Genomic DNA, 24,767 nt, shown 5'->3' on the forward strand with positions numbered 1-24,767 from the left:
GTTGGCAGTGAAGCCCTAATAACAATAAAGAGACGGACCCATGCAGAACTCGACCCAAGCGGCGAATGCCTGGCGCATTCTGTTCCTGCTGTTCCTCGCCAACCTGTTCAACTTCTTCGACCGCACCATTCCGGCGATCATCATCGAACCGATCCGCATGGAATGGCACCTCAGCGACTTTCAGTTGGGGATCGTCGGCACGGCGTTCACCCTGGTCTACGCGATTGCCGGCTTACCACTGGGGCGCATGGCCGACACTGGTTCGCGCAGCAAACTGATGGGCTGGGGCCTGGCGACCTGGAGCGCGCTGACGGCGGTCAACGGTCTGGTCGGCAGTTTCTGGAGTTTCCTGCTGGTGCGCATGGGCATCGGCATCGGTGAAGCCAGTTACGCGCCCGCCGCCAACTCGCTGATCGGCGACCTGTTCCCCGCTCACCGCCGGGCCCGGGCCATGGGCATTTTCATGCTCGGCCTGCCGCTGGGGCTGCTGCTGGCCTTCTTCACCATCGGCTGGATGGTCAAGGCGTTCGACAGCTGGCGCGCGCCGTTCTTCATCGCCGCCGTGCCGGGGCTGGTGCTGGCGGTGTTCATGTTCTTCATCAAGGAACCCAAGCGCGGCGCGGCGGAAACCGTGCAGGTGTCCCAGGAGAAAGTCGACAGGCCGATTCGCCGCGTCCTCGCCGTGCCGACCTTCCTGTGGCTGGTGATGGCCGGGCTGTGCTTCAACTTTGCGACCTATGCCTGCAACTCGTTCCTGGTGCCGATGCTGCAGCGTTATTTCCTGATGCCGTTGCAGGAAGCGGCGGTGGCGACCGGGGTGATCGTCGGTGTGACCGGGCTGATCGGTCTGACCCTCGGTGGCTGGATCGCCGACAAGATTCACCAGCGGGTGGCCAACGGGCGACTGCTGTTTGCCGCGTTCAGCCTGATCATCTCGACCCTGTGCACGGCGTGGGCGCTGCATGCCGGGCGCATCGAGATCGGGGTGTTTGTCGCAGTGTTCAGCGTTGGCTGGCTGTTCGCCTACAACTTCTACACCTGCGTGTACACGGCGATTCAGGACGTGGTCGAGCCGCGCCTGCGGGCCACGGCGATGGCGCTGTTCTTTGCCGGTTTGTATTTGCTCGGCGGCGGTCTGGGGCCGGTGGTAGTTGGTGGTTTGTCGGATCACTTCGCCAAGTCGGCGATGGTCTCGGCGGGCGCCGAGCAGATGACCGAAGCGTTCAAGGCCGTCGGCCTGCATGATGCGATGTACCTGATTCCGGTGGCGTTGTTCCTGACCATGGTGTTCCTGTTCCTCGCCTCGCGCTGTTTTGTGCGGGATGCGAAGCGGATGAAGGAGGGGCTGGTGGCGGTGGTTGAGCCGCAGAGTCAGGCCGTTACCGCTTGATCGGACAGGCAAACAAAAAGGCCCGCATCGCTGCGGGCCTTTTCATTTTTGGCGATGGAGCAGGGCGGTTTAGCCCGCTACCAGCACCCGGATCGCTTCCAGTCGCAGCGCGGCCTTGTCGAGCATCGCCAGACCCTGTTCACGCTGCTTGCGCAGGGCGTCCAGTTCGCTGTCGCGCACGGTCGGGTTGACTGCCTGCAACGCGGTCAGGCGTGCCAGTTCTTCGTCGGTGTCGGCTGCCAGACGGCGGCGGGCCTCGGCCACGCGCTCGGCGTGGCGCGGGGTGACCTTGTCTTCACCGGCGTTGATCCGTGGCGTCAGCTGATCGCGCTGGGCCTGGATGAACTTGTTGGCGCTGGCGCGTGGCACGCTTTCCAGTTGATCGTTCAAGGTCTCGAACGCCACGCGCGATGACAGGTCGTTGCCGTTGGCGTCGAGCAGGCAGCGCAGGGCGGCCGGCGGCAGGTAACGGCCCAATTGCAGCGAACGCGGGGCAACCACTTCGCTGACGTAGAGCAGTTCCAGCAGCACGGTGCCCGGCTTGAGCGCCTTGTTCTTGATCAGCGCGACGGCGGTGTTGCCCATCGAACCGGACAGCACCAGATCCATGCCGCCCTGCACCATCGGGTGTTCCCAAGTGATGAACTGCATGTCTTCGCGCGACAGCGCCTGGTTGCGGTCGTAGGTGATGGTCACGCCTTCGTCGTCGCCCAGCGGGAAGCTGGCGTCGAGCATCTTCTCGCTCGGCTTGAGGATCAGGGCGTTTTCCGAATGGTCTTCGCTGTCGATGCCGAACGCGTCGAACAGGGTTTCCATGTAGATCGGCAGGGCGAACTGATCGTCCTGTTCGAGGATGTCCTCGACCAGCGCTTCACCTTCGCCGGCGCCACCGGAATTGAGCTCCAGCAGGCGGTCACGACCGGTGTGCAGCTCGGCTTCCAGACGCTCGCGCTCGGTGCGCGCCTCGTCGATCAGCGCTTGCCACTCGCCGTCGTCGGCTTCTTCAAGCAGCGGCAGCAGGCGCGGGCCGAACTGATGCTGCAAGGCGTTGCCGGTCGGGCAGGTGTTGAGGAACGCGTTCAGCGCTTCGTGGTACCACTGGAACAGGCGCTCTTGCGGGCTGGTTTCCAGGTACGGCACGTGCAGTTCGATGATGTGTTTCTGGCCGATCCGGTCGAGACGACCGATCCGTTGTTCCAGCAGGTCCGGGTGCGACGGCAGATCGAACAGCACCAGGTGGTGAGCGAACTGGAAGTTGCGACCTTCACTGCCGATTTCCGAGCAGATCAGTACCTGCGCGCCAAACTCTTCGTCGGCGAAGTAGGCGGCGGCGCGGTCACGCTCGAGGATGTTCATGCCTTCGTGGAACACCGTGGCCGGGATGCCGGAGCGCACTCGCAGAGCGTCTTCCAGGTCCATCGCGGTTTCGGCATGGGCGCAGATCACCAGCACTTTGGTGCGCTTGAGCATTTTCAGCTGGTCGATCAGCCACTCGACGCGCGGGTCGAATTTCCACCAGCGTTCTTCTTCGCTGGCGTCCGGCTGGGCCTGGAAGCTGACTTCCGGGTACAGCTCGGCGTGTTCGCCCAGCGGCAGTTCGAGGTATTCGTCCGGGCACGGCAGCGGGTACGGGTGCAGTTTGCGCTCCGGGAAACCCTGCACGGCGGCGCGGGTGTTACGGAACAGCACGCGGCCGGTGCCGTGGCGGTCGAGCAGTTCACGCACGAGGCGGGCGCTGGCTTCGGTGTCGCCATCGTTGACGGCGGTCAGCAGGGCTTCACCTTCGTTGCCGAGGAAACCGTGGATGGTCTTGTGCGCGGCCGGCGACAGGCGACCCTTGTCCAGCAGCTCCTGAACGGCTTCGGCCACCGGGCGATAGTTTTCGCTCTCGGCGCGGAAGGCGGCCAGGTCATGGAAACGGTTCGGATCGAGCAGGCGCAGACGGGCGAAGTGGCTGTCCTGGCCGAGTTGTTCCGGGGTGGCAGTGAGCAGCAGCACGCCGGGAATGACTTCGGCCAGCTGTTCAACCAGCGAGTATTCCGGGCTGACTTTCTCTTCGTGCCACACCAGGTGGTGGGCTTCGTCGACCACCATCAGGTCCCAGCCGGCAGCGAACAGGGCGTCCTGTGCCTTCTCATCGTCGACCAGCCACTCCAGCGCCACCAGGGCCAGCTGAGTGTCTTCGAACGGGTTGGTGGCATCGCTTTCGATGAAGCGTTCTTCGTCGAACAGCGCGACCTGCAGGTTGAAACGGCGGCGCATTTCCACCAGCCACTGGTGCTGGAGGTTTTCCGGTACGAGGATCAGCACGCGGTTGGCGCGGCCCGACAGCAACTGGCGATGGATCACCAGGCCGGCTTCGATGGTCTTGCCCAGACCTACTTCGTCCGCCAGCAATACGCGCGGCGCGATGCGGTCGGCGACTTCACGGGCAATGTGCAACTGGTGGGCGATCGGTTGTGCGCGCACGCCACCCAGGCCCCAGAGCGAAGACTGCAACTGGCGGCTGGTGTGTTCCAGGGTGTGATAACGCAGGGAGAACCAGGCCAGCGGGTCGATCTGGCCGGCGAACAGACGGTCGCTGGCCAGACGGAACTGAATGAAGTTCGACAGCTGGGTTTCCGGCAGGGTGACCGCTTCGTTCTGCGCGTTGAGGCCGTGGTAGACCATCAGGCCGTCGACGTCGTCGACTTGCTGGACAGTCATCTTCCAGCCTTCGAAGTGCGTGATCGAATCGCCGGGCGAGAACCGCACGCGGGTGAGGGGCGCATTCCGTAGCGCGTACTGGCGAGTCTCGCCAGTGGCCGGGTAAAGCACGGTCAACAAGCGGCCGTCCTGTGCCAGAACGGTGCCTAAACCAAGCTCTGCTTCGCTGTCACTGATCCAGCGTTGCCCCGGTTGATACTGCTGCGCCATGCTGCCTGACTCCCACCTTGAAAAAGCGGGCTATCTTAACGGAATGAGGGCCCGAGGCCAAAGGATAAGGAGCCTCGGCCCGGCTTTTAACCGCAATCGGCCAATTGCAGGGAAGATTAGGTCATGCATCGGTTTTACGGGATGTTGCGGCACCCTTGAGTGCCAAACCGGTCACAAGTTTGCGACCGATGGCTCAAGGCACCCCTGGCGCCGCCGATAACCTGCTGACAGGAGACCCTTCATATGCTGCCACCGATGCTCCCCCTGAGCGCCGTGCCGATCACCTCCCAGCAGGATCCGATCCGCCAGCGACCGGACATTCCCCCTGTGGTGCCGGTGCAGGAAAGCTCCAACGAAAGCACCATCGACCTGCAAAAGCGCGATCCGGAAGAGGACGGCTATCTGCTGCGCGAAGAGCAGCGTCGCCAGCAGGAACGCGATCGCCGGCGCCGCGAAGCCGACGACGACCCGGAAGCACACCTCGCCGTGCCCGGCACCGAACTGAATGCCGACAACACCGTGCCGGTGGCGCCGCTGATGGAAGATCAGCCGCGTCAGGGGCTTTGGGTCGACATCGAGATCTGAGGCCGGGCGGCCAGCTCCGTCAGGTTTTCCAGCAACACGTCGATCTCTTCTTGCGTGTTCAAGTAGCTCACCGCCACCCGCGCAATATTCGTCAGCCCGCGCGCCTGCATGTCCAGCGGCGTGTAGGCCACGCCATTGGCGCCGATGTTGATTCGTCGTTCGGCCAACGTCTGCTTGAGCGCCATGCTGTCCCAGCCTTCGAGCGTGAAGGCGATCAGCCCGGATTGTTGATTCGCCGTTCCGAGATCCCGCAGCGTCAGGCCGGGAATCGCCTTCAGGCGTTGGCGCAATCCGCTGCTCAGTTGTTCGATGCGCCGGCGGACGGGGATCGCGCCGAGGCGGTTGTACTCTTCCAGCGCATTGGCCAGCCCGGCCAGCAGTGCCAGTGACACTTCACTGGTTTCAAAGCGGCACGCGTCGTCGCGCAAGGTGAAGCGCTTGCCGTCCCATGGCGCCGACAAAACATCGCGTTGCACGGGGAGCAACCGTTGCAAAAATTGCGGCCGGATGTACATCAGCGCCGTGCCGCGCGGCCCGCGCAGGAATTTGCGCCCGGCACCCTTGAGCACGTCGCACTGCAAGTCTTGAACATCGCAAGGCAACTGGCCCAGCGCCTGACCGGCGTCGATGAAATAAGGGATGCCGTGGCGCCGCGCCACACTGCCGATCTGCGCGGCGGGGTTGATCAGGCCGCCGTTGGCCGGCAGCCAGGTCAGGGCGATCAGGCGTACCTGGCTGTCGATCATCTGCGCCAAGGCTTGCGGGTCGACCGCGCCATGGGCGTCACAAGGAATCACTTCGAGCCGCGCGCCGGCCTTCACCGCTTCGGCGATGCACGCCAGATTGCCGGCCCATTCATGGCGCCCCACCAGAATCCGCTCGCCGGGCTGCCACGGCCCCAGCGCGTTGAACGCCTGGCTCCAGGCCGCCGAGCCGCTGCTGGCGAAGGCTATGTCCTCGGGCTGGGCGTTGAACAAGGTGGCGGCCGCGATGCGCGCGCGTTCCTGTACCCGGTTGTTCGCCACTTCCATCGGCCCGCCGAGCGCTTCGCGTTGCAACTGTTCGATCACCGCGTCGAGGGTCGCCTGACTCGGCAACGAGGCGCCGGCGTGGTTGAAGTGGACCACCTGAGCGCAGCCGGGCGTGGCGGCGCGCAGGCGCGAGAGGTCGTCGATGTTCACGGTTTGAGCTCGAAGATCGCGTCGATTTCCACCGCGACGCCGGCCGGCAGGCTCGCCACACCGACCGCGGTGCGCACGTGCCGGCCCTTGTCGCCGAGGGCGTTGACCAGCAGGTTCGAGGCGCCGTTGGCGACGACGCCCTGAGCCTTGAAGTCCGGTGTGGCGGCCACGAAAACCCCGAGGCGCAGGATGCGTACCAGTTTCGACAGGTCATCGCCCAGCGCATGGCTCAACTGGGCGAGCAGGCCCAAGGCAGCCAGTTCGGCGGCGTTGGCCCCTTCTTCATCGGAGATCGCTTCGCCCAGTCGCCCGATGAACGCAGGTTTGCCGTCGAGCAATGGAATCTGCCCGGAGATGAACAACTGATTCTGGCTGACCACATGGTTGACGTAATTGGCGATTGGCTGACTCGGTTCGGGCAGGCGCAAGCCGAGTTGTTGAACGCGTTGGCTGAGGGAATCGGTCATGGGAAGTCCTCCTGAGTGAGGGCTTCAGCATGTTGATGCGAGCGAAGGGCGACAAACGGATAGATTTAATCCGACGCATCCAAAAAACTCATGCGTTCGCGGTTTCCTCCAGCCACTCGCAGAAACTTTGCGCAGCCGGAGTTTGTGGGCGTTGCGGGGTGACCAGCCAATAACCGATCTCGCCGAGCATTGGCGGCGTGTCGAAGGCCGGCACCAGCGCGCCTTCCTTGATCCGCCGTTCGATCATTCGCTGGCGACCCATGGCAATACCCTGACCGGCGACGGCTGCTTCGACGACGATGTTGTAGTCGTGGAGCATGACGCTGGGCACATGAGCCAGATCGATGCCGCTGTGTTGCTGCCAGTCGATCCATTCGAACGGCTGGTGCGACTTGGCCATCAGCAACGGCCCGTTGTTCACGCCTTTGGCCTTGAAGGCCGGGCTGCACACCGGCGTCAGGGTTTCAACCATGAACCGCCGGGCCTGGACTTTCGGCCAGCCGCCCTTGCCGTAGCGGATCGCCAGATCCACCTCGCCGGCGTCGACATCGGCCAGTTGCACGGCGGGCAGCAGTTCGACATGGATGTTCGGGTATTTCGCGTTGAAATCCGCCAGACGCGACGCCAGCCATAAAGTGGCGAAAGAGGCGAGCAGACCGATGCGCAGGGTGGTGGGGCGCTCGCCGCGCAGGTCGTGGGTGGCGGCGGCGATCGCGGCGAGGGCCGGCTCGATCTGCCGGTAGTATTGTTCGCCGGCGGGTGTCAGATCGATCGCCCGGGTGCGGCGCACGAACAGTCGCTGATCGAGGAATTCTTCGAGTTTGTGCACCTGATGGCTGATCGCGCTTTGGGTCACCGACAGCTCATCGGCAGCCTTGATGAAACTCAAATGGCGGGCCACGGCCTCAAAGGCGCGCAAGGCCATCAGCGGTGGCAGATCCTGATGCAGGGGCACGGCGCAGATCCTTCGGGTTCAGGGCGAGGCGCCGATTGTGCGGGCAAATCCGGTGGGCGGTACATGAATTGTTGTAGAGCGTTTAGGTCAGTGGCTGGTCAGCGCCTGCGTCAGGCCGCATTATTGGCGCAGTCCTGTCGGTGATCCGGCAGTTGTGATTCAGTCCAAGTGATGCACCGAACGCCATGAGCCAAGACGACAAGCTGATCGACCTCAACACCGAACGCGCCAAGCGGGTTCATGACCTCAACGAGAAGCGCCTGAATGAAGTACGCCAGGCTTTCGAGCAGGCCATGCCTTTGGGTAAACCGAAGAAAAAGCCGAAAAACAAACCGAAAAAGCGTTGATCTCCCCTGCATCCGTTGATGCAGGTCAGTTATTTCCCTTCCTTCCCTCCCCATGGTGACCGGCATTGATCCCGGTCAATTCCTGCGCCTGCCTGATTGGTTAACTTAGCTCCATCGCAGCAGAGCAGGGGCCAGGAGGCCAGTCATGTTTTTCGATAACGTGGTGTTTGCCGGGGTCCTGACTGTGGGGCTGATGGTTCTGTTTTTTGCAGGGTTTGGATTTTTTATCTGGAAGGATGCGAACAAGCGCAAGAAGCCTTGATTCTTCCGGGTTTGATGAGCACGCAAGGCATTTTGGGCAACTTCGGTTGCCCTTTTTTTTTGTGTCTTGGCGGCCTTTGGGCCGACCATGCTTTGGGTGTTTTTTGTGAATATCCGTTTTTGTGGGTGTTGCCGCTTATGGTTCCGCCCTTACGGCGGGTCACTTTGGCAAACGCCCCAAAGTAACCAAAAGGCTTGGCCCCTGCGTTCGGCGCCTCGCTTAGGCTCGGTGTTCCTTCGTTCCGGGATTCATCCGGGGGCATCGCCTACGGTTTGCTTCGCTGCACCTCCTCTCGATGTGTTTGGCTCCGCCAAACGGCGCTACGCGCCCACCCCCGGATAAATCCCTCCACTCAGCCTTCCGATGGGGCCGGCACGTCAAGAGCGGTACTCGAGCTAACGCTCATCGTGGTGAGTGGTGGGAAGCGGAAGCTAACAGCTTGATCGTTCCCACGCTCTGCGTGGGAATGCAGCCCGGGACGCTCCGCGTCCCATTTCTGAAGGCAACAAAAAAGGCGTGATCCTTTCGAATCACGCCTTTTTCATTTCAGCGGTCTATCAGCTACCCAGCGCTTTCGATGCCAGCCAGAACAGGCCGGCCGACAGGGCCACGGTGGCTGGCAGGGTCAGGACCCAGGCCAGCAGGATGGTTTTCACCGTGCCGCCTTGCAGGCCGCTTTTGTTGGCGACCATGGTGCCGGCAACGCCCGAGGAGAGGACGTGGGTGGTGGACACCGGCAGGCTGAAGATGTTGGCCATGCCGATCAGGCTGGCGGTGGTGATCTGGGCCGACATGCCTTGCGAGTAGGTCATGCCTTGTTTGCCGATCTTCTCACCGATGGTCAGTACCACGCGTTTCCAGCCAACCATGGTGCCCAGGCCCAGGGCCAGTGCGACCGCCAGAATTACCCAGAACGGGGCGTATTCGGTGGTGGTGGTCAGGTCTTTGCGCAGTTTGTCTAGGTCAGCCTTTTCACGCGGTGCCAGGCCTGGCAGTTTGCTGACTTTCTTCGCGGTGTCGTCCAGGCAGAGCAGGTAGCGACGCACTTCGATTCGGCTTTCCGAGGACAGCGAGTGGTAGTCCGCTACACCTTTGAGGGTGTCGAGGAGGGCGGCGATGGTCGGTTCGGTCTGTTGCGGGTTGCAACGGAATTTCTCCGGCAGGTCGCCTTCCACGCTTTTGCCCAGGGCCAGGAATTCGCCCAGGGTGTCGGCGTTGCGTTTGTAGAACTGGCTCAGGTGCAGGGTCGCGTCGCGAGTACGTTCGATCTGGTAGGTGGTGCTGTTCAGGTCGAGTACGAACTGCGCAGGCACGATACCGATCAGTACCAGCATGATCAGGCCGATACCTTTCTGGCCGTCATTGGAGCCGTGCACGAAGCTTACGGCCATGGCCGAGATCACCAGGACCAGGCGGTTCCAGAACGGTGGGTGCTTCTTGTCGTCGATCTTGCGGCGCTGTTCCGGCGTCTTGTGCATCTTCGACAGCGGGCGCCACCACTTCAGGCCGATCAGCACCAGCGCGGCGATCAGGAAGCCGGCCATCGGCGAGAACACCAGCGAGGCGCCGATATCGATCGCTTTCTGCCAGTTGACGCCGTCGGCCAGTGGAATTTCGTTGATCAGGGCGTTGGCCAGGCCGACACCGAGGATCGAACCGATCAGCGTGTGCGAGCTGGAGGCCGGGATACCGAAGTACCAGGTGCCCAGGTTCCAGGCGATCGCGGCGGCGAGCAGCGAGAACACCATTGCCAGACCATGGCCGGTGTTTACGTTGATCAACAGTTCTACCGGCAGCAGGTGCACGATGGCATACGCCACGCCAACGCCGCCCAGCAGTACGCCGAGGAAGTTGAACACGCCCGAGAAGAACACCGCCAGGTGAGGCGGCATCGCTTTGGTGTAGATAACAGTGGCTACCGCGTTAGCGGTGTCATGAAATCCATTGATGAACTCGAAGGCGAGGACAAATGTCAGGGCGAGCAGGAGGCTCACAAGCACCCAGGCATCCAGTCCGCTGAATAAATCGATCATGAAGGTTTTCTGACCCGGTCATAAGGGGGCGCGATTATGCCAGAAAAGACTGGAAATCGATCCCCTACCTGCTCATCGGTAAGCGTCTTCGCCAAATTAATTTGTATCAAGGTGCATTACCCAAGCTTTTTACAGGGTTTTGCAAGGTGTTGATTCAATTGAGAAAAATGCGATGCGCCGGCGGATTGGCCGGTTGTCGGGAGGGGGCTGAAACTTGTATGAAATATCTGAGAAACGCGTCTGACATGCTCCAGACCTGTGCAATACAGGGGAGTTGGCCGCTGCCCGCGGGTAGCGGGCGCGCAAGGCATCGTCAGTCCACCGTGCTTGTAACCCGGTGAGTACGCTTACCCTCGAAAGTCTCAAAGGAAGGCATCACGGCTCTTCGGCTTTGAGTTCCTCTTCCATTTTTTTCAGTTCTTGCTGGAAGACCTGATCCTGAACGGTAGGGCGTTTACGCCAGGCTTTGCGTTCTGGTTCGGGCTGGGCGGCGTAGGTGGTGACTTCCCCGCCGTAAACTTCCTTGTAACGTTGTTCCTGGCGCTCAAGTTCCGCGCGCAGTTCGTCTTTCGTCACAGTGCTACCTGTATGAGTTGAGATAAATGTCTGGTGAACGCACTGCAACGAATCATTTAACCGGTTCACCAACAAGCGCTCGCCCGGACAGGCAGCGGTGTTGTCGGGAAGACGGTCAGGACTTCCATGTTGCAGGCGGCTACGGCACCAGATTAAAACTGACGCAGCATCAGTTTCCTGTTTCAGCGAGCGCGCTGGCGGTGCATGAGTAATGAGCATCAGGCGCTGGCCGGGGCCGGCGGCGATGGACATCGCGCCAGCGGGTGGCACCGTCGGCAAATAAAAGCGCGGTGTCACTGAGGTGCATTATAGCGGCCGAATCGGGATTGACTATCTTTGCCAAGTTAAAAACGGTTCCGGATGTGTGATTGTTTTGTGACGTGCAACTTTCATCAATAGTTGCATCGTTGTTGCGCAGTGTTTGGTTTCTGGCGCCATTTAGTCGAACAACTAAGGCGCTTAAACCGCACCGGCGTTCCAAGTTCAAATCCGGCCTGCACAGCCCGGCCGAGGAGGCGAGGGCGATTGCGATTATCGGTCGACGGTTCGATAATCGCCCGGTGTTGGCGGTCTGTCGCTTGTGTATCCGCCGGCGAGCCGCTTGTATAGCCGTTGATCCGAACAAGAAAAAAAGGACCTGACATGAACGATCAAATGCGCAATTCCTTCACCTCGGTAGCGCCGCCGATCGTCGCTTCGCCGGCCAAGCGTATCCAGGCCCTGACCGGTGATCCGGATTTCATGACCTCCCTGGCCCGTGGCTTGGCGGTGGTGCAGGCGTTTCAGGAGCGCAAGCGCCACCTGACCATCGCCCAGATCAGCCACCGCACGGAAATTCCCCGCGCCGCCGTGCGCCGTTGCCTGCACACACTGATCAAACTCGGTTATGCCACCACCGACGGGCGCACTTATTCGCTTTTGCCCAAAGTGCTGACTCTCGGTCACGCCTATCTGTCTTCGACGCCGCTGGCGGTCTCGGCCCAGCCGTACCTCGACCGCATGAGCGAGCAACTGCACGAGGCCTGCAACATGGCCACGCTGGAAGGCGACGACATTCTCTACATCGCCCGTTCGGCCACCACTCAGCGTCTGATTTCGGTGGACCTCTCGGTGGGCGGGCGTTTGCCGGCGTACTGCACGTCCATGGGACGGATCCTGCTGGCGGCGCTGGACGACACCTCGCTGCGCGAATACCTCGACCACGCCGAACTGGTCGCCAAGACCAGCCGCACGATTCACACCCCCGACGCCTTGCTCGAATGCCTGCAGGAAGTGCGGCAGCAGGGCTGGTGCATCGTCGATCAGGAACTGGAGCAGGGCCTGCGTTCGATTGCCGTGCCGGTCTACGACGCTTCCGGCCAGGTGGTGGCCGCGCTCAATGTCAGCACCCACGCCGGTCGCGTCAGTCGTACCGAGCTGGAGCAGCGCTTTCTGCCGGGCCTGTTGAGCGCCAGTCGCGACCTCAGCGCGCAATTGTTTGCCTGATGAAGGTGTTCGATAAACGCACAGAGTTGCGTTTATCGAATTGACGCTAAAACCCCCGGATCATTAATGTCGCGGCAGCGTCATCCGGCGCGAATGTGAATGAGCCCGCCGGATTGTCGACTCCCATAATAATGACAAGAGGCAACTTCCCATGCGCACGTTCCCCGACTGTCGCCGCTCCCGTTCCTGTTGCCGGTATTAGCGCAACGCCAGATTCCTTCCTTATATAGTTGTGACCGTGCCGCTCTCTGGCCGGCCGCCGTTCGACTGCGTTTTCTTGCGTGGAATAAAAATAATGAACCAGCCTCAGTCCGCTGTGGGTCACTGCCTCGACGTGCAGTCCTTCATCAATGCCCAACCGATCTCGCGCTATCAATGGCGAGTGGTGATTCTGTGTTTCCTGATTGTGTTCCTCGATGGCCTCGACACCGCGGCCATGGGTTTTATCGCGCCGGCCCTGTCCCAGGACTGGGGCATCGACCGCGCCAGCCTTGGCCCGGTGATGAGCGCCGCGCTGATCGGCATGGTCTTTGGCGCGCTGGGCTCCGGGCCATTGGCTGACCGCTTCGGGCGAAAAGTCGTACTGGTCGGCGCGGTTTTTCTGTTCGGTGCTTTCAGCCTGGCTTCGGCCTACGCCACCAATGTCGATCAACTGCTGGTGCTGCGTTTCCTTACCGGTCTGGGCCTGGGCGCCGGCATGCCGAACGCCACCACGCTGCTGTCGGAATACACCCCGGAGCGCAAAAAATCGCTTCTGGTGACCAGCATGTTCTGTGGCTTCAACCTCGGCATGGCCGGCGGCGGATTCATCTCGGCCAAGCTGATCCCGGCATTCGGCTGGCACAGCCTGCTGCTGATCGGCGGGATCCTGCCGCTGATCCTCACCGTGGTGTTGCTGCTCTGGCTGCCGGAATCGGCGCGTTATCTGGTGGTGCGCAATCGCGGCACCGACAAAGTGCGCAAGACCCTCGCGCCCATTGACCCGTCCACCGTCGCTCAGGCCGCGAGTTTCAGCGTGCCGGAACAGAAAACCGTCAAAGCGCGCAATGTGTTCGCGGTGATTTTCTCCGGCACCTACAGCGTCGGCACGTTGCTGCTGTGGCTGACCTACTTCATGGGCCTGGTGATCGTTTACCTGCTGACCAGCTGGCTGCCGACCCTGATGCGCGACAGTGGCGCGAGCATGGAGCAGGCGGCGTTCATCGGCGCGCTGTTCCAGTTCGGTGGGGTGTTGAGCGCGGTGGGCGTAGGCTGGGCGATGGACCGGTTCAATCCGCACAAGGTGATCGGCATTTTCTACCTGCTGGCCGGGGTGTTTGCCTACGCCGTGGGGCAGAGCCTGGGCGACATCACGCTGCTGGCAACGCTGGTGCTGGTGGCGGGCATGTGCGTCAACGGCGCGCAATCGGCGATGCCGTCGCTGGCGGCGCGGTTTTATCCGACGCAGGGTCGGGCGACCGGTGTGTCGTGGATGCTCGGGATCGGCCGGTTCGGCGCGATTCTCGGGGCGTGGATGGGCGCGACCTTGCTGGGCCTGGGCTGGAATTTCGAACAGGTGCTTACGGCGCTGGTGATTCCGGCGGGCCTGGCTACCGCAGCGGTAGTGATCAAGGGCCTGGTCAGTCACGCGGACGCGACGTGATATCCACTTCCTTCACTCCCGCACGCGGTGCGGGAGTGATCATTAGGCAGATAACAATCTGTTCGATAAACGAACACTCAGTCGATTATCGGATTGTTTGGCGAAAATCAGCGGCTTAATCTTCAGTGACTCCGGCGCAGAACCTCGCGCCTTTTTATCACTGGCGATTCATTACAAAAACAGGAGCCCGCTCCATGGCTGAGATCCTTTCGCTGCACGACGCGGTGAAGCAATTCGTCAACGACGGCGACACCGTCGCGCTCGAAGGCTTCACTCACCTGATCCCTACGGCGGCGGGTCATGAAATCATTCGTCAGGGCAAGAAAGATCTGACTCTGGTGCGGATGACGCCTGACCTGATCTACGACCAACTGATCGGCGCCGGCTGTGCACGCAAGCTGATCTTCTCCTGGGGCGGCAACCCTGGCGTGGGTTCGCTGCACCGTCTGCGCGACGCGGTCGAGAAGCAATGGCCGCATGCGCTGGAAATCGAAGAACACAGCCACGCCGACCTGGCCAATGCCTACGTCGCCGGCGCCTCCGGCCTACCGTTCGCGGTACTGCGGGCCTACGCCGGTTCCGACCTGCCGAAGGTCAACCCGCTGATCAAATCCGTAACGTGCCCGTTCACCGGTGAAGTGCTGGCGGCGGTGCCGTCGGTGCGTCCGGACGTGACCGTGATCCACGCCCAGAAGGCCGACCGTCAGGGCAACGTGCTGCTGTGGGGCATCCTCGGTGTGCAGAAAGAAGCCGCACTGGCCGCCAAGCGTTGCATCGTCACAGTCGAAGAAATCGTCGACAACCTCAACGCCCCGATGAACGCCTGCGTGCTGCCGACCTGGGCCTTGAGCGCGGTCTGCCATGTACCCGGTGGCGCGCATCCGTCCTACGCCCACGGTTACACCGAGCGTGACAACCGTTTCTATCAGGCGTGGGATCCGATCGCCCGCGACCGTGAGACGTTTACCGCGTGGATCAACGAATACATCCATGGCTGCGCTGACTTCAGCGAGTTCCAGGCCAAGTTGGCCGCTGCTTCGGAGGCCAAGTAATGACTTACACCACCAATGAAATGATGACCGTTGCGGCGGCCCGTCGCCTGAAGAACGGCTCGGTGTGCTTCGTCGGCATCGGCCTGCCGTCGAAAGCCGCCAACCTGGCGCGCCTGACCTCGTCGCCGGACGTGGTGCTGATCTACGAATCCGGCCCTATCGGCGCCAAACCCAGCGTGTTGCCACTGTCGATCGGTGACGGCGAACTGGCGGAAACCGCTGACACCGTCGTGCCGACCGGTGAGATTTTTCGCTACTGGCTGCAGGGCGGACGCATCGACGTCGGTTTCCTCGGCGCAGCCCAGGTCGACCGTTTCGGCAACATCAACACCACCGTGGTTGGCGACTATCACCAGCCGAAAGTGCGCCTGCCGGGTGCCGGCGGCGCGCCGGAGATCGCCGGTTCCGCCAAAAGCGTGCTGATCATCCTTAAACAGTCGGCGCGTTCGTTTGTCGACAAACTCGATTTCATCACCTCGGTCGGCCATGGCGAGGGCGGCGATTCGCGCAAACGTCTGGGCCTGCCGGGCGCCGGCCCGGTCGGGATCATCACTGACCTGTGCATCATGGAGCCGGAAGAGGGCACCCACGAATTCGTGGTCACCGCACTGCACCCGGGCGTGACCCGCGAGCAAGTGGTCGCCGCCACCGGTTGGGCGATCCGTTTTGCCGACAGCGTGGCCACCACCGCCGAACCGACCGAGGTTGAGCTGACCGCCCTGCGCGATCTTGAAGCCCGCACCGCAGCGGCCCACGGCCAGGCACCGGGAGAAGCATGATGCGCGACGTTTATATCTGCGATGCGATCCGTACGCCCATCGGTCGTTTTGGTGGTGGTTTGGCGGCAGTTCGCGCCGACGACCTGGCCGCCGTGCCGATCAAGGCCCTGATGGAACGCAACCCGTCGGTGGACTGGAGCGCCATCGACGAAGTATTCCTCGGCTGCGCCAACCAGGCCGGCGAAGACAACCGCAACGTGGCGCGCATGGCGCTGTTGCTGGCCGGTCTGCCGGAGAGCGTTCCGGGCGTCACCCTCAATCGCCTCTGCGCGTCGGGAATGGATGCCATCGGTACAGCGTTCCGCGCCATCGCCAGCGGCGAAATGGAGCTGGCGATTGCCGGTGGTGTCGAGTCGATGTCCCGCGCGCCGTTCGTGATGGGCAAGGCGGATGCGGCGTTTTCGCGCAACATGAAGCTGGAAGACACCACCATCGGCTGGCGTTTCATCAACCCGTTGATGAAGGCCCAGTACGGCGTCGATGCGATGCCGCAGACCGCCGACAACGTCGCCGACGATTACGAAATTTCCCGCGAGGATCAGGACGCTTTCGCCCTGCGCAGTCAGCAACGTACTGCCGCTGCCCAGGCTGCCGGCTACTTAGCCGAAGAAATCGTCGAAGTGCGGATCGCCCACAAGAAGGGCGAAACCGTGGTCAGCCAGGACGAACACCCTCGCGCTGACACCACGCTTGAAGCCCTGACCAAATTGAAACCGGTCAACGGCCCTGACAAGACCGTCACCGCCGGCAACGCTTCGGGCGTCAACGACGGTGCCGCCGCGCTGATTCTGGCTTCGGCCGAAGCAGTGAAAAAACACGGTCTGACCGCCCGCGCCAAAGTGCTGGGCATGGCCAGCGCCGGAGTCGCGCCACGGGTGATGGGCATCGGCCCGGTGCCGGCGGTGCGCAAACTCACTGAACGCCTCGGTGTGGCAGTCAGCGATTTCGATGTGATCGAACTCAACGAAGCGTTTGCCAGCCAGGGTCTGGCGGTATTGCGCGAGCTGGGGCTGGCGGACGACGCGGCCCAGGTCAACCCGAACGGCGGCGCGATTGCCCTCGGTCACCCGTTGGGCATGAGCGGCGCACGTCTGGTGCTGACCGCCCTGCATCAGCTGGAAAAGACCGGTGGCAAGAAAGGTCTGGCGACCATGTGCGTCGGTGTTGGCCAGGGTCTGGCCCTGGCCATCGAACGCGTCTGACGCAAGCCGTGACGAACAAGAACAGAGGAAAGCGAAATGACTGACAAGCCTGGTTACCGCCGCCCGCAGGAAGGCACCCAGCCGCCGTACCTGCACCCGAATTATCAATCCACCAATCTGCGCTCGCCGTCCAAGCCGTTGGTGTTTCTGCCGCATTCGCTGTCGGAAATCACCGGCCCGACCATCGGCGCCGAGCGTGTGGCCGACACCGATAACGATCTGACCGCCCAGCATCAGGGTGAACCGCTCGGCGAGCGGATCATCATTCACGGGCGTGTGCTCGACGAAGACGGTCTGCCGGTGCCGGGGATTCTGGTGGAGATCTGGCAGGCCAACGCCGCCGGTCGCTACAACCACGCCCGCGACCTGCACGACGCACCGCTGGACCCGAATTTCACCGGCACCGGCCGCACCGTGACCGACGCCGACGGCTGGTATCAGTTCCAGACCATCAAGCCCGGCGCCTATCCGTGGGGCAACCACCACAACGCCTGGCGCCCGGCGCACGTGCATTTCTCGCTGTTCGGGCCGAGCATCCTGACGCGTCTGGTCACGCAAATGTATTTCCCGGGCGATCCGCTGCTGCCGTACGACCCGATCTACAACTGCGTGCCGGACACCTCGGCCAAGGAACGCCTGATCGCCGCTTTCGATCTGGAAAAAACCATTCCGTCCTACGCCCTCGCTTATCGCTGGGACATCGTGCTGCGCGGCCGCGAAGCCACGCCGATGGAGAAATGAGATGACCCTGACTGCGACCACGTCCCACACTGTCGGGCCGTATTACCACATCGGCCTGACCTGGCTGAACCGTGAAAACCTCGCCAACGAACTGACCCTCGGCCAGCGCGTGGCGATCAGCGGGCAAGTGGTGGATGGCAACGGCGATGTCGTCAACGACGCCATGCTCGAAGTCTGGCAGGCCAACGCCGCCGGCAAATATGACCACCCGGAAGACGAGCAGGCCAAGCCGCTCGATCCGAATTTCGAAGGCTTTGGCCGGGTGCCGGTGGATGCGGAAGGGCGCTTCCGTTTCACCACCATCAAGCCGGGCACGGTCGAAGGCCTGAAGGGCTCGACCCAGGCGCCGCATCTGGTGGTGCTGGTGTTCGCGCGCGGTTTGGTGAAGCACTTGCTGACGCGGATCTACTTCGAAGGCGATCCGGCGAACGTCAATGACCCGCTGCTCGAATGCGTACCGGCCGAGCGCCGCACCACGTTGCTGGCGAAGCCGGATGCGGCGGGGGTTTATCAGTGGAATGTGATTCTGCAGGGCACTGATGCGGAAACCGTGTTCTTCGATTATTGAAAGAACACCGATCGTTCCCGCGCAGAGTAGTGATCGTTCCCACGCTCCGCGTGGGAATGCCGCCATGGACGCTCTGCGTCCACTGTGACGCGGAGCGTCACGGTATGCATTCCCACGCAGAGCGTGGGAACGATCTGAGGTCCGTGTTGCTGATCCAATGTGGAACGGGATTGTTGCAAAGTGTGTCTAGACTCTCACTGTCCCTATCGAGTGAAAAACAATGACAACCCTCATCTCCCATTACACCGGTGAAGAGCGCAGCAAGCGCATCTTCGCCATTGTCGGCGCGTCGTCCGGCAACCTCGTCGAATGGTTCGACTTCTACGTCTACGCCTTCTGCGCGATCTATTTCGCCCCGGCATTCTTCCCCTCCGACAACCCCACGGTGCAGCTGGTCAACACGGCAGGCGTCTTCGCCGCCGGGTTCCTGATGCGACCGATCGGCGGCTGGATTTTTGGCCGGGTCGCGGACAAGCACGGGCGCAAGAACTCGATGCTGATCTCGATCCTGATGATGTGCTTCGGCTCGTTGCTGATCGCCTGTCTGCCGACCTACAAGGACATCGGCGTCTGGGCGCCGTTGCTGCTGTTGTTCGCGCGCTTGCTGCAAGGCCTGTCGGTGGGCGGTGAGTACGGCACCACCGCGACCTACATGAGCGAAGTCGCGCTCAAGGGCCAGCGCGGGTTCTTCGCCTCGTTCCAGTACGTGACCCTGATCGGCGGGCAACTGCTGGCGGTGTTGCTGGTGGTGATCCTGCAACAGTTCCTCACCGAAGAAGAATTGCGTGCCTACGGCTGGCGGATTCCGTTCGTGGTCGGTGCGGCCGCCGCGCTGATTTCGCTGTTCCTGCGCCGTTCGCTGAAAGAAACCACCAGCAAGGAAATGCGCGAGAACAAGGATGCCGGCAGCATCCGCGCACTGTTCCGCGACCACAAGGCCGCATTCATCACCGTGCTCGGCTACACCGCTGGCGGCTCGCTGATTTTCTACACCTTCACCACGTATATGCAGAAGTACCTGGTGAACACCGCCGGCATGCACGCCAAGACCGCCAGCTACATCATGACCGGCGCGCTGTTCCTGTACATGTGCATGCAGCCGCTGTTCGGCATGCTCGCCGACAAGATCGGCCGGCGTAACTCGATGCTCTGGTTCGGCGGCCTCGGTACGCTGTTCACAGTGCCGATCCTGCTCAGCCTGAAAAGTGTCGGCAGCCCGTTCCTGGCCTTTGTGCTGATCACCGTGGCGCTGGCGATCGTCAGTTTCTACACCTCGATCAGTGGTCTGGTGAAAGCCGAGATGTTCCCGCCGGAAGTCCGCGCCCTCGGCGTTGGTCTGGCGTATGCGGTGGCCAACGCGATCTTCGGTGGTTCGGCAGAATACGTCGCCCTGAGCCTCAAGGCCGGCGGCATGGAAAACGCGTTCTACTGGTATGTCACGATCATGATGGCCGTGGCGTTCCTGTTCAGCCTGCGCCTGCCCAAAGAAGCGAAGTATTTGCACCACGACCTTTAAACCGATGCGCGCGGGCCACAACGGCCCGCGCCGGCAAGGACTGTTTATGACTCAGCGACCGGGCAATCAATTGTTCGATGCCTACTTTACTGCCCGCGATATGCGCGACGTGTTCTGCGATCAGGGTCGGGTGCAGGCGATGCTCGACTTCGAAGCGGCGCTGGCCCGGGCCGAAGCGCGGGTCGGATTGATTCCGGCGGGTGCTGTCGCGTCGATCGAAAACGCCTGCCGCGCCGGACTGTTTGATTTCGCCGCGCTGGGCGAGGCGATTGCCACGGCCGGCAATTCGGCGATTCCGCTGGTGAAGGCCTTGGGCAAACAGATTGCCGCGACCGATGCCGAAGCCGAGCGCTACGTGCATCTGGGCGCTACCAGCCAGGACGTGATGGATTCCGGGCTGGTGCTGCAATTGCGTCAGGCGCTGGCGTTGATTGAAGGGGAGCTGGCGCAACTGGCCGACTCGCTCGCCATTCAGGCGCAGCGCCACGCCGCGACGCCACTGGCCGGGCGTACCTGGCTGCAACACGCGACCCCGGTCACCCTAGGGATGAAAATCGCCGGTTGGCTCGGCGCGATCACTCGCAGTCGTCAGCGTCTGCGCGAGCTCAAGCCGCGACTGCTGGTGCTGCAATTCGGCGGCGCGTCCGGCACCCTCGCGGCGCTCGGCGAACAGGCATTGCCGATTGCCCGGGCGCTGGCAGAAGAACTGCAACTGACCCTGCCGGAACAACCGTGGCATACCCAGCGTGATCGCATCGTCGAGTTCGGCGCGGTGCTCGGCCTGATCGCCGGCAGCCTCGGCAAATTCGGCCGCGACATCAGCCTGTTGATGCAGACCGAAGCGGCGGAAGTGTTCGAACCGTCGGCGCCGGGCAAGGGTGGTTCCTCGACCATGCCGCACAAGCGCAATCCGGTGGGTGCGGCGGTGCTGATCGGTGCGGCGACCCGCGTGCCGGGGCTGGTCTCGACGCTGTTCAGCGCCATGCCCCAGGAACACGAACGCAGCCTCGGTTTGTGGCACGCCGAATGGGAAACCCTGCCGGAGATCTGCTGCCTGGTGTCGGGCGCGCTGCAGCAGGCGCGGCTGCTGGCCAACGGTCTGGAGGTCGATGCCGCACGCATGGCCCGTAACCTGGAACTGACTCAAGGTCTGGTGCTGGCCGAAGCAGTGAGCATCGTGCTCGCGCAACGGGTCGGCCGCGACACTGCGCATCATTTGCTCGAACAATGCTGCAAACGAGCGGTGGCCGAACAGCGCCACTTGCGGGCGGTACTCGGTGACGAGCCGCAAGTGACCGCCGAACTGAGCGCAACCGAACTGGATCATCTGCTCGATCCCGCCCATTACCTCGGTCAGGCGCAGGTCTGGGTCGAGCGAGCGGTGGCCGAACACAACGCATTGTCTGACTGAAAGGAGAGGGCTGTGGCTTTCGTTCAACTCGCCGATGGCGAACTGCATTACACATTGGAAGGCCCGGCCGATGCGCCGGTGCTGGTGCTGTCGAACTCGCTGGGCACCGACCTGCATATGTGGGACGTGCAGATGCCGGCCTTCACCGAACATTTTCGCGTGCTGCGTTTTGATACGCGCGGGCACGGCCAGTCGCTGGTGACGCCGGGCCCTTACAGCATCGAGCAACTGGGTCGCGACGTGCTGGCGCTGCTGGATGCGCTGCACATTGAACGCGCGCATTTCTGCGGTCTGTCGATGGGCGGGTTGATCGGCCAGTGGCTGGGGATCAACGCCGGCCAGCGTCTGAACAAACTGATCGTCTGCAATACCGCCGCAAAAATTGGCGACCCGTCAGTCTGGAACCCACGCATCGAAACCGTGCTGCGCGACGGCCCGGCGGCGATGGTCGCGTTGCGCGATGCATCGATTGCCCGCTGGTTTACCCCGGACTTTTCTGCCGCCAATCCGGCAGCCGCGAAGCAGATCACCGACATGCTGGCCGCGACCAATCCTGAAGGTTACGCCGCCAACTGCGCGGCGGTGCGCGATGCGGATTTCCGTGAGCAGTTGTCGTCGATCAAGGCGCCTCTGCTGGTGATCGCCGGTACCGAAGATGCGGTGACGCCACCGTCCGGCGGGCATTTCATTCAGGAGCATGTGCGCGGCGCCGAGTACGCCGAGTTTTATGCGGCGCACCTTTCCAACGTTCAGGCCGGCGACGCGTTCAGCGACCGCGTGCTGACCTTTTTGCTGGCCGATTGAGGGGATTTTCGTGGACGAGAAACAACGTTACGACGACGGCATGCAAGTGCGCCGCGCGGTGCTCGGCGACGCTCACGTCGATCGCAGCCTGACCACGCTGACCGAGTTCAACTCGGAATTCCAGGAGATGATCACCCGTCACGCCTGGGGCGACATCTGGACCCGTCCGGGCTTGCCGCGCCACACCCGCAGTCTGATCACCATTGCCATGCTGATCGGCATGAACCGCGAAGGTGAACTCAAGTTGCACCTGCGCGCAGCGGCCAACAATGGCGTGAGCCGCGGCGAGATCAAGGAAGTGATCATGCAGAGCGCGATCTACTGCGGGATTCCGGCTGCGAATGCGACGTTTCATCTGGCTGAATCGGTGTGGGATGAGCTGGGTACTGAATCACGTGAGTAATCGTCGAGTTTGAAGAATCGCAGCCTGTTGAAGGCTGCGATCCCTTGAACCTCACACCTTGGCAACAATGAAAATCCGCTTGAACGCAAACAACGTGTGTCCGTTTTTCTCCTGCGGATAATGCGCATGCACCCGCATCAGGTAGTGATAGATGAAGCGCGCCTGTTCCTCTGACGTCAGTCCCTGCATTACCGGCCGCAGCGCCGACACCTTCACCCAGTCATAAACCGGCGACTTGCCGTCGACCACCTGCAACTGCTCGGTTTCCCAGATATCCAGCGACCGGGTCAGCGGCGCGAGCAATCGGTAGTAATCCTCCAGCGACAACAACGGCCGCGTCGCCATGCGCTGGCGCAATTGCGCAGTGCCGATGGGGCGGCCGCAGGGGCCGGCATCTTCGAGGGTGTCGAGCATCAGCCGATACCACAGAGCATCGCGCCAGTCCGGCATATGCGCGGCCAGACAACCGCCGGGGTTGAGGTGTCGAAGCAGTCCCGGCAACAGTGTTTGATGGTCATCGATGAAATGCAGCACGGCCGCGGCGAACAGCAGGTCGGCCGGCTTGCGGGGTTTCCAGTGTTGCAGCTCGGCGTGTTGCCAGCGCGCCTTGATCGGCAGACAACGGGCGACCTGAAGCATGTCTTTCGAACTGTCGATGCCTTTGAGATTTGCCTGCGGCCAGCGATTGGCCAGAACCTTCGTGGCAATCCCGGTGCCGCAACCGAGGTCATAAATGCGTTGAGGATTGTCCAGCTCGACGCGGCCGAGCAGTTCATCGACCGGTTGTTGCCTGAGACGGGAAAACTGCTCGTACGCCCTGGCATCCCAGTCTTTGTCGACGGGAGCGGGGTTGAGTCGGGTGATCATGAGGTCGTCCTCCAGTGATCAGCAGGGTCTTCCGATGACAACCTGGCCAAGTCTTGAGGACCGACATCAACAGATAACGGAAGCGAAGAGGGTGGAGCACCTGAGTCCTTCAGGTGGATCCACTCTACGCGTCGGCTGGCGCCGTACCATTAATCCTGACGGATGGTGCTGAGCCTTAGAGCAGGCTGATCGGATAGCTGACGATCAGACGGTTCTCGTCGAACTCGTTGTTGCTGAAGTCACGGCGCATGGTCGAGTTGCGCCATCTGACGTTCAGGTCCTTGAGTGCGCCGCTTTGCACGGTGTAGCCCAGTTCCGATTCGCGGCCCCATTCCTTGCCGTCGGTGATGGTCCCGGTGTGCACGTTGTCGCCGCTGATGTAGCGGTTCATCAGGGTCAGGCCGGGCACGCCGAGGGCGGCGAAGTTGTAGTCGTGGCGCAGTTGCCAGGAACGTTCCTGCGCGTTGTCGTAGCTTGAGTTGTAGCTGTCGTTGGCGAGCGTTCCGCCGCTGGTGCCGTTGACCCGCATCCAGGCGCTGTCGCCCGTGAGTTTTTGCAGGCCGACGTAGAAGGTGTTGCCGCCGTATCGCGCGGAGAACATCCCCGACCAGGTCTTGTTGTCGAGGTCGCCGGCGCGGGCACTGCCGTCGTCCTTGCCGTAGAAGAAACCGAGGTTGGCGCCCAAGGTCCAGTCGCCGATTGGCTGGCTGTGGATCAGGTTGACGTATTGCTGGCTGTAGATGTCCTTGAGTTCGGCGTTCCACAGGCCGATCTGGGTGCGCTTGTCGTTGAACACGTATTCGCCGCCCTGGAAGTTGAAGCGATCGGAGGTGAACGCGGCTTTGCCGGTCATCGACATGTCGCTCATGCTGCTGTCGTCACGGGGGCTGTTGGCGCGGAACTGGCCGCCGTAGAGGGTCAGGCCGTCGATTTCCTTCGAGGTGATCTGGCCGCCGCGAAAGGTCTGCGGCAGCGAGCGACCGTCGTCCGAACGCAGGATCGGCAGCACCGGCATCCACTCGCCGACCTTCACTTCGGTCTGCGACAGCCTGGCCTTGAACGCCACGTTGGTACGGCCGAAGGTGTCCGCCGGACGCCCGTCATGATCCAACGGCAGCGCCTGGGTGCCGCCGGTGCCTTTGCCGCCATCGAGCTTCACCGAATACAGCCCCAGCACATCCAGGCCGAACCCGACGGTGCCCTGGGTGAAACCGGACTTGGCGTCGAGGATGAAGTTCTGCGTCCACTCTTCAGCCTTGCCCTGAGCCTTGGTCGGGTTGGTGAAGTTGCGGTTGATGTAAAAGTTGCGCAGGTTCAGGTTGACCTTGGCCCCTTCGATGAAACCGGCTTCTTCAGCCGCAGCGGGCAGCGCGATGCCGGCCAGGGCGAGGGCGATCAGGCCGGGAAGTGCGTAGGGCGCAGGGGACGTTTTCATGGGCTCGGGTCTCTCTTGTTTTTTTGGGCGAACGGGGGCGCTGCGGCCGTTTCTGAGGCGCAGAAATTCAATGGGATCAGGGGGCGAGCGGCGGCGATCAGCCGGATGGTGCAGGGCGCGGGAGCATGGTGTCGAACCTGTTGTTATTGG

The 24,767-nt window shown here is 62.3% G+C and carries 23 protein-coding genes; 15 read left to right on the forward strand and 8 right to left on the reverse strand.

Translation table 11 applies throughout. The annotated features are described in order from the left end of the window. Nucleotides 1-40: 40 nt before the first annotated feature. Nucleotides 41-1,390 (forward strand): spinster family MFS transporter, encoded by a 1,350-nt coding sequence (locus tag ABTV87_RS06445; protein ID WP_085605388.1) that lies wholly within the window; start codon nt 41-43, stop codon nt 1,388-1,390. Nucleotides 1,391-1,459: 69 nt separating this feature from the next. Here ABTV87_RS06445 and rapA read toward each other — a convergent pair whose 3' ends face one another. Next, entirely contained in the window at nt 1,460-4,306 is a 2,847-nt protein-coding gene (gene rapA, locus ABTV87_RS06450; RefSeq protein WP_085605390.1) for an RNA polymerase-associated protein RapA, read from the reverse strand. Between the two features lie 243 nt (nt 4,307-4,549). Here rapA and ABTV87_RS06455 point away from each other — a divergent pair, with 243 nt between their 5' ends. After that, nucleotides 4,550-4,891 (forward strand): hypothetical protein, encoded by a 342-nt coding sequence (locus ABTV87_RS06455; protein ID WP_007959194.1) that lies wholly within the window; start codon nt 4,550-4,552, stop codon nt 4,889-4,891. Here ABTV87_RS06455 and ABTV87_RS06460 read toward each other — a convergent pair. The 3 genes from ABTV87_RS06460 to ABTV87_RS06470 all read right to left on the reverse strand — a co-directional run bounded on the left by ABTV87_RS06460 (nt 4,861) and on the right by ABTV87_RS06470 (nt 7,494). Further along, on the reverse strand, nt 4,861-6,072 hold the full coding sequence (locus ABTV87_RS06460) for an aminotransferase class V-fold PLP-dependent enzyme (protein ID WP_085605392.1): 1,212 nt from the start codon (nt 6,070-6,072) through the stop codon (nt 4,861-4,863). The two genes, ABTV87_RS06455 and ABTV87_RS06460, sit on opposite strands and share 31 nt — an antisense overlap. Next, complete coding sequence (locus tag ABTV87_RS06465) at nt 6,069-6,539, reverse strand: RidA family protein (protein WP_074691428.1); 471 nt, start codon at nt 6,537-6,539, stop codon at nt 6,069-6,071. The genes ABTV87_RS06460 and ABTV87_RS06465 overlap by 4 nt, the downstream gene beginning before the upstream one ends. Nucleotides 6,540-6,627: 88 nt before the next feature. Next, nucleotides 6,628-7,494 carry a LysR substrate-binding domain-containing protein gene (locus ABTV87_RS06470; RefSeq protein ID WP_085605394.1) on the reverse strand — a complete coding sequence of 289 codons (867 nt, stop codon included), beginning with the start codon at nt 7,492-7,494 and terminating at the stop codon, nt 6,628-6,630. Between the two features lie 185 nt (nt 7,495-7,679). Here ABTV87_RS06470 and ABTV87_RS06475 point away from each other — a divergent pair, with 185 nt between their 5' ends. Continuing rightward, the gene (locus tag ABTV87_RS06475; protein WP_007959203.1) at nt 7,680-7,841 is read left to right on the forward strand and encodes a hypothetical protein; all 162 of its coding nucleotides are present in this window, start codon (nt 7,680-7,682) and stop codon (nt 7,839-7,841) included. 145 nt (nt 7,842-7,986) lie between these two features. After that, on the forward strand, nt 7,987-8,103 hold the full coding sequence (gene ccoM, locus ABTV87_RS06480) for a cytochrome c oxidase subunit CcoM (protein ID WP_007959205.1): 117 nt from the start codon (nt 7,987-7,989) through the stop codon (nt 8,101-8,103). Between the two features lie 557 nt (nt 8,104-8,660). Here ccoM and ABTV87_RS06485 read toward each other — a convergent pair. Continuing rightward, entirely contained in the window at nt 8,661-10,136 is a 1,476-nt protein-coding gene (locus ABTV87_RS06485; protein ID WP_007957824.1) for an inorganic phosphate transporter, read from the reverse strand. Between the two features lie 375 nt (nt 10,137-10,511). Next, on the reverse strand, nt 10,512-10,712 hold the full coding sequence (locus ABTV87_RS06490; protein ID WP_007957826.1) for a hypothetical protein: 201 nt from the start codon (nt 10,710-10,712) through the stop codon (nt 10,512-10,514). Between the two features lie 642 nt (nt 10,713-11,354). On the opposite strand from ABTV87_RS06490, the gene pcaR reads away from it, so the two are divergent. From pcaR to pcaC, 11 genes are all read left to right on the forward strand, one after another. Further along, nucleotides 11,355-12,197 (forward strand): pca regulon transcriptional regulator PcaR, encoded by an 843-nt coding sequence (pcaR, locus tag ABTV87_RS06495; RefSeq protein WP_007917109.1) that lies wholly within the window; start codon nt 11,355-11,357, stop codon nt 12,195-12,197. Nucleotides 12,198-12,492: 295 nt separating this feature from the next. Then, nucleotides 12,493-13,839: an MFS transporter gene (locus tag ABTV87_RS06500; RefSeq protein ID WP_085605396.1), complete on the forward strand. Its 1,347-nt coding sequence runs from the start codon at nt 12,493-12,495 to the stop codon at nt 13,837-13,839. A 194-nt stretch (nt 13,840-14,033) separates the two neighbouring features. Next, nucleotides 14,034-14,891, forward strand: a complete 858-nt coding sequence (locus ABTV87_RS06505) for a CoA transferase subunit A (RefSeq protein WP_003222404.1) — start codon at nt 14,034-14,036, stop codon at nt 14,889-14,891. Next, entirely contained in the window at nt 14,891-15,670 is a 780-nt protein-coding gene (locus ABTV87_RS06510) for a CoA-transferase subunit beta (protein ID WP_007957829.1), read from the forward strand. Before ABTV87_RS06505 ends, ABTV87_RS06510 begins: the two co-directional genes overlap by 1 nt. Further along, nucleotides 15,667-16,872 (forward strand): 3-oxoadipyl-CoA thiolase, encoded by a 1,206-nt coding sequence (gene pcaF / locus ABTV87_RS06515; protein WP_177323256.1) that lies wholly within the window; start codon nt 15,667-15,669, stop codon nt 16,870-16,872. Before ABTV87_RS06510 ends, pcaF begins: the two co-directional genes overlap by 4 nt. 36 nt (nt 16,873-16,908) lie before the next feature. Further along, entirely contained in the window at nt 16,909-17,613 is a 705-nt protein-coding gene (pcaH, locus tag ABTV87_RS06520) for a protocatechuate 3,4-dioxygenase subunit beta (RefSeq protein WP_007957831.1), read from the forward strand. A 1-nt stretch (nt 17,614) separates the two neighbouring features. Further along, the gene (pcaG, locus tag ABTV87_RS06525) at nt 17,615-18,181 is read left to right on the forward strand and encodes a protocatechuate 3,4-dioxygenase subunit alpha (protein ID WP_007957832.1); all 567 of its coding nucleotides are present in this window, start codon (nt 17,615-17,617) and stop codon (nt 18,179-18,181) included. A 220-nt stretch (nt 18,182-18,401) separates the two neighbouring features. Further along, complete coding sequence (locus ABTV87_RS06530) at nt 18,402-19,697, forward strand: MFS family transporter (RefSeq protein WP_433899148.1); 1,296 nt, start codon at nt 18,402-18,404, stop codon at nt 19,695-19,697. Nucleotides 19,698-19,743: 46 nt separating this feature from the next. Next, entirely contained in the window at nt 19,744-21,108 is a 1,365-nt protein-coding gene (locus ABTV87_RS06535) for a 3-carboxy-cis,cis-muconate cycloisomerase (RefSeq protein ID WP_433899149.1), read from the forward strand. Between the two features lie 12 nt (nt 21,109-21,120). Then, nucleotides 21,121-21,912: a 3-oxoadipate enol-lactonase gene (pcaD, locus tag ABTV87_RS06540; protein ID WP_221532852.1), complete on the forward strand. Its 792-nt coding sequence runs from the start codon at nt 21,121-21,123 to the stop codon at nt 21,910-21,912. A 10-nt stretch (nt 21,913-21,922) separates the two neighbouring features. After that, nucleotides 21,923-22,315 carry a 4-carboxymuconolactone decarboxylase gene (gene pcaC / locus ABTV87_RS06545; RefSeq protein ID WP_011332825.1) on the forward strand — a complete coding sequence of 131 codons (393 nt, stop codon included), beginning with the start codon at nt 21,923-21,925 and terminating at the stop codon, nt 22,313-22,315. 51 nt (nt 22,316-22,366) lie between these two features. On the opposite strand, the gene ABTV87_RS06550 is transcribed toward pcaC, so the two are convergent. Together ABTV87_RS06550 and ABTV87_RS06555 are read right to left on the reverse strand one after the other, a co-directional pair. Further along, nucleotides 22,367-23,182, reverse strand: a complete 816-nt coding sequence (locus ABTV87_RS06550) for a methyltransferase domain-containing protein (RefSeq protein WP_433899150.1) — start codon at nt 23,180-23,182, stop codon at nt 22,367-22,369. 175 nt (nt 23,183-23,357) lie between these two features. Then, a complete protein-coding gene (locus tag ABTV87_RS06555) occupies nt 23,358-24,617 on the reverse strand; it encodes an OprD family porin (RefSeq protein WP_433899151.1) in 1,260 nt (419 codons plus the stop codon). Nucleotides 24,618-24,767 lie beyond the last annotated feature (150 nt).

This window comes from Pseudomonas sp. PSE1(2024) (assembly GCF_050990555.1).
In the GTDB taxonomy this organism is placed as follows: Bacteria; Pseudomonadota; Gammaproteobacteria; order Pseudomonadales; family Pseudomonadaceae; genus Aquipseudomonas; species Aquipseudomonas aphyarum.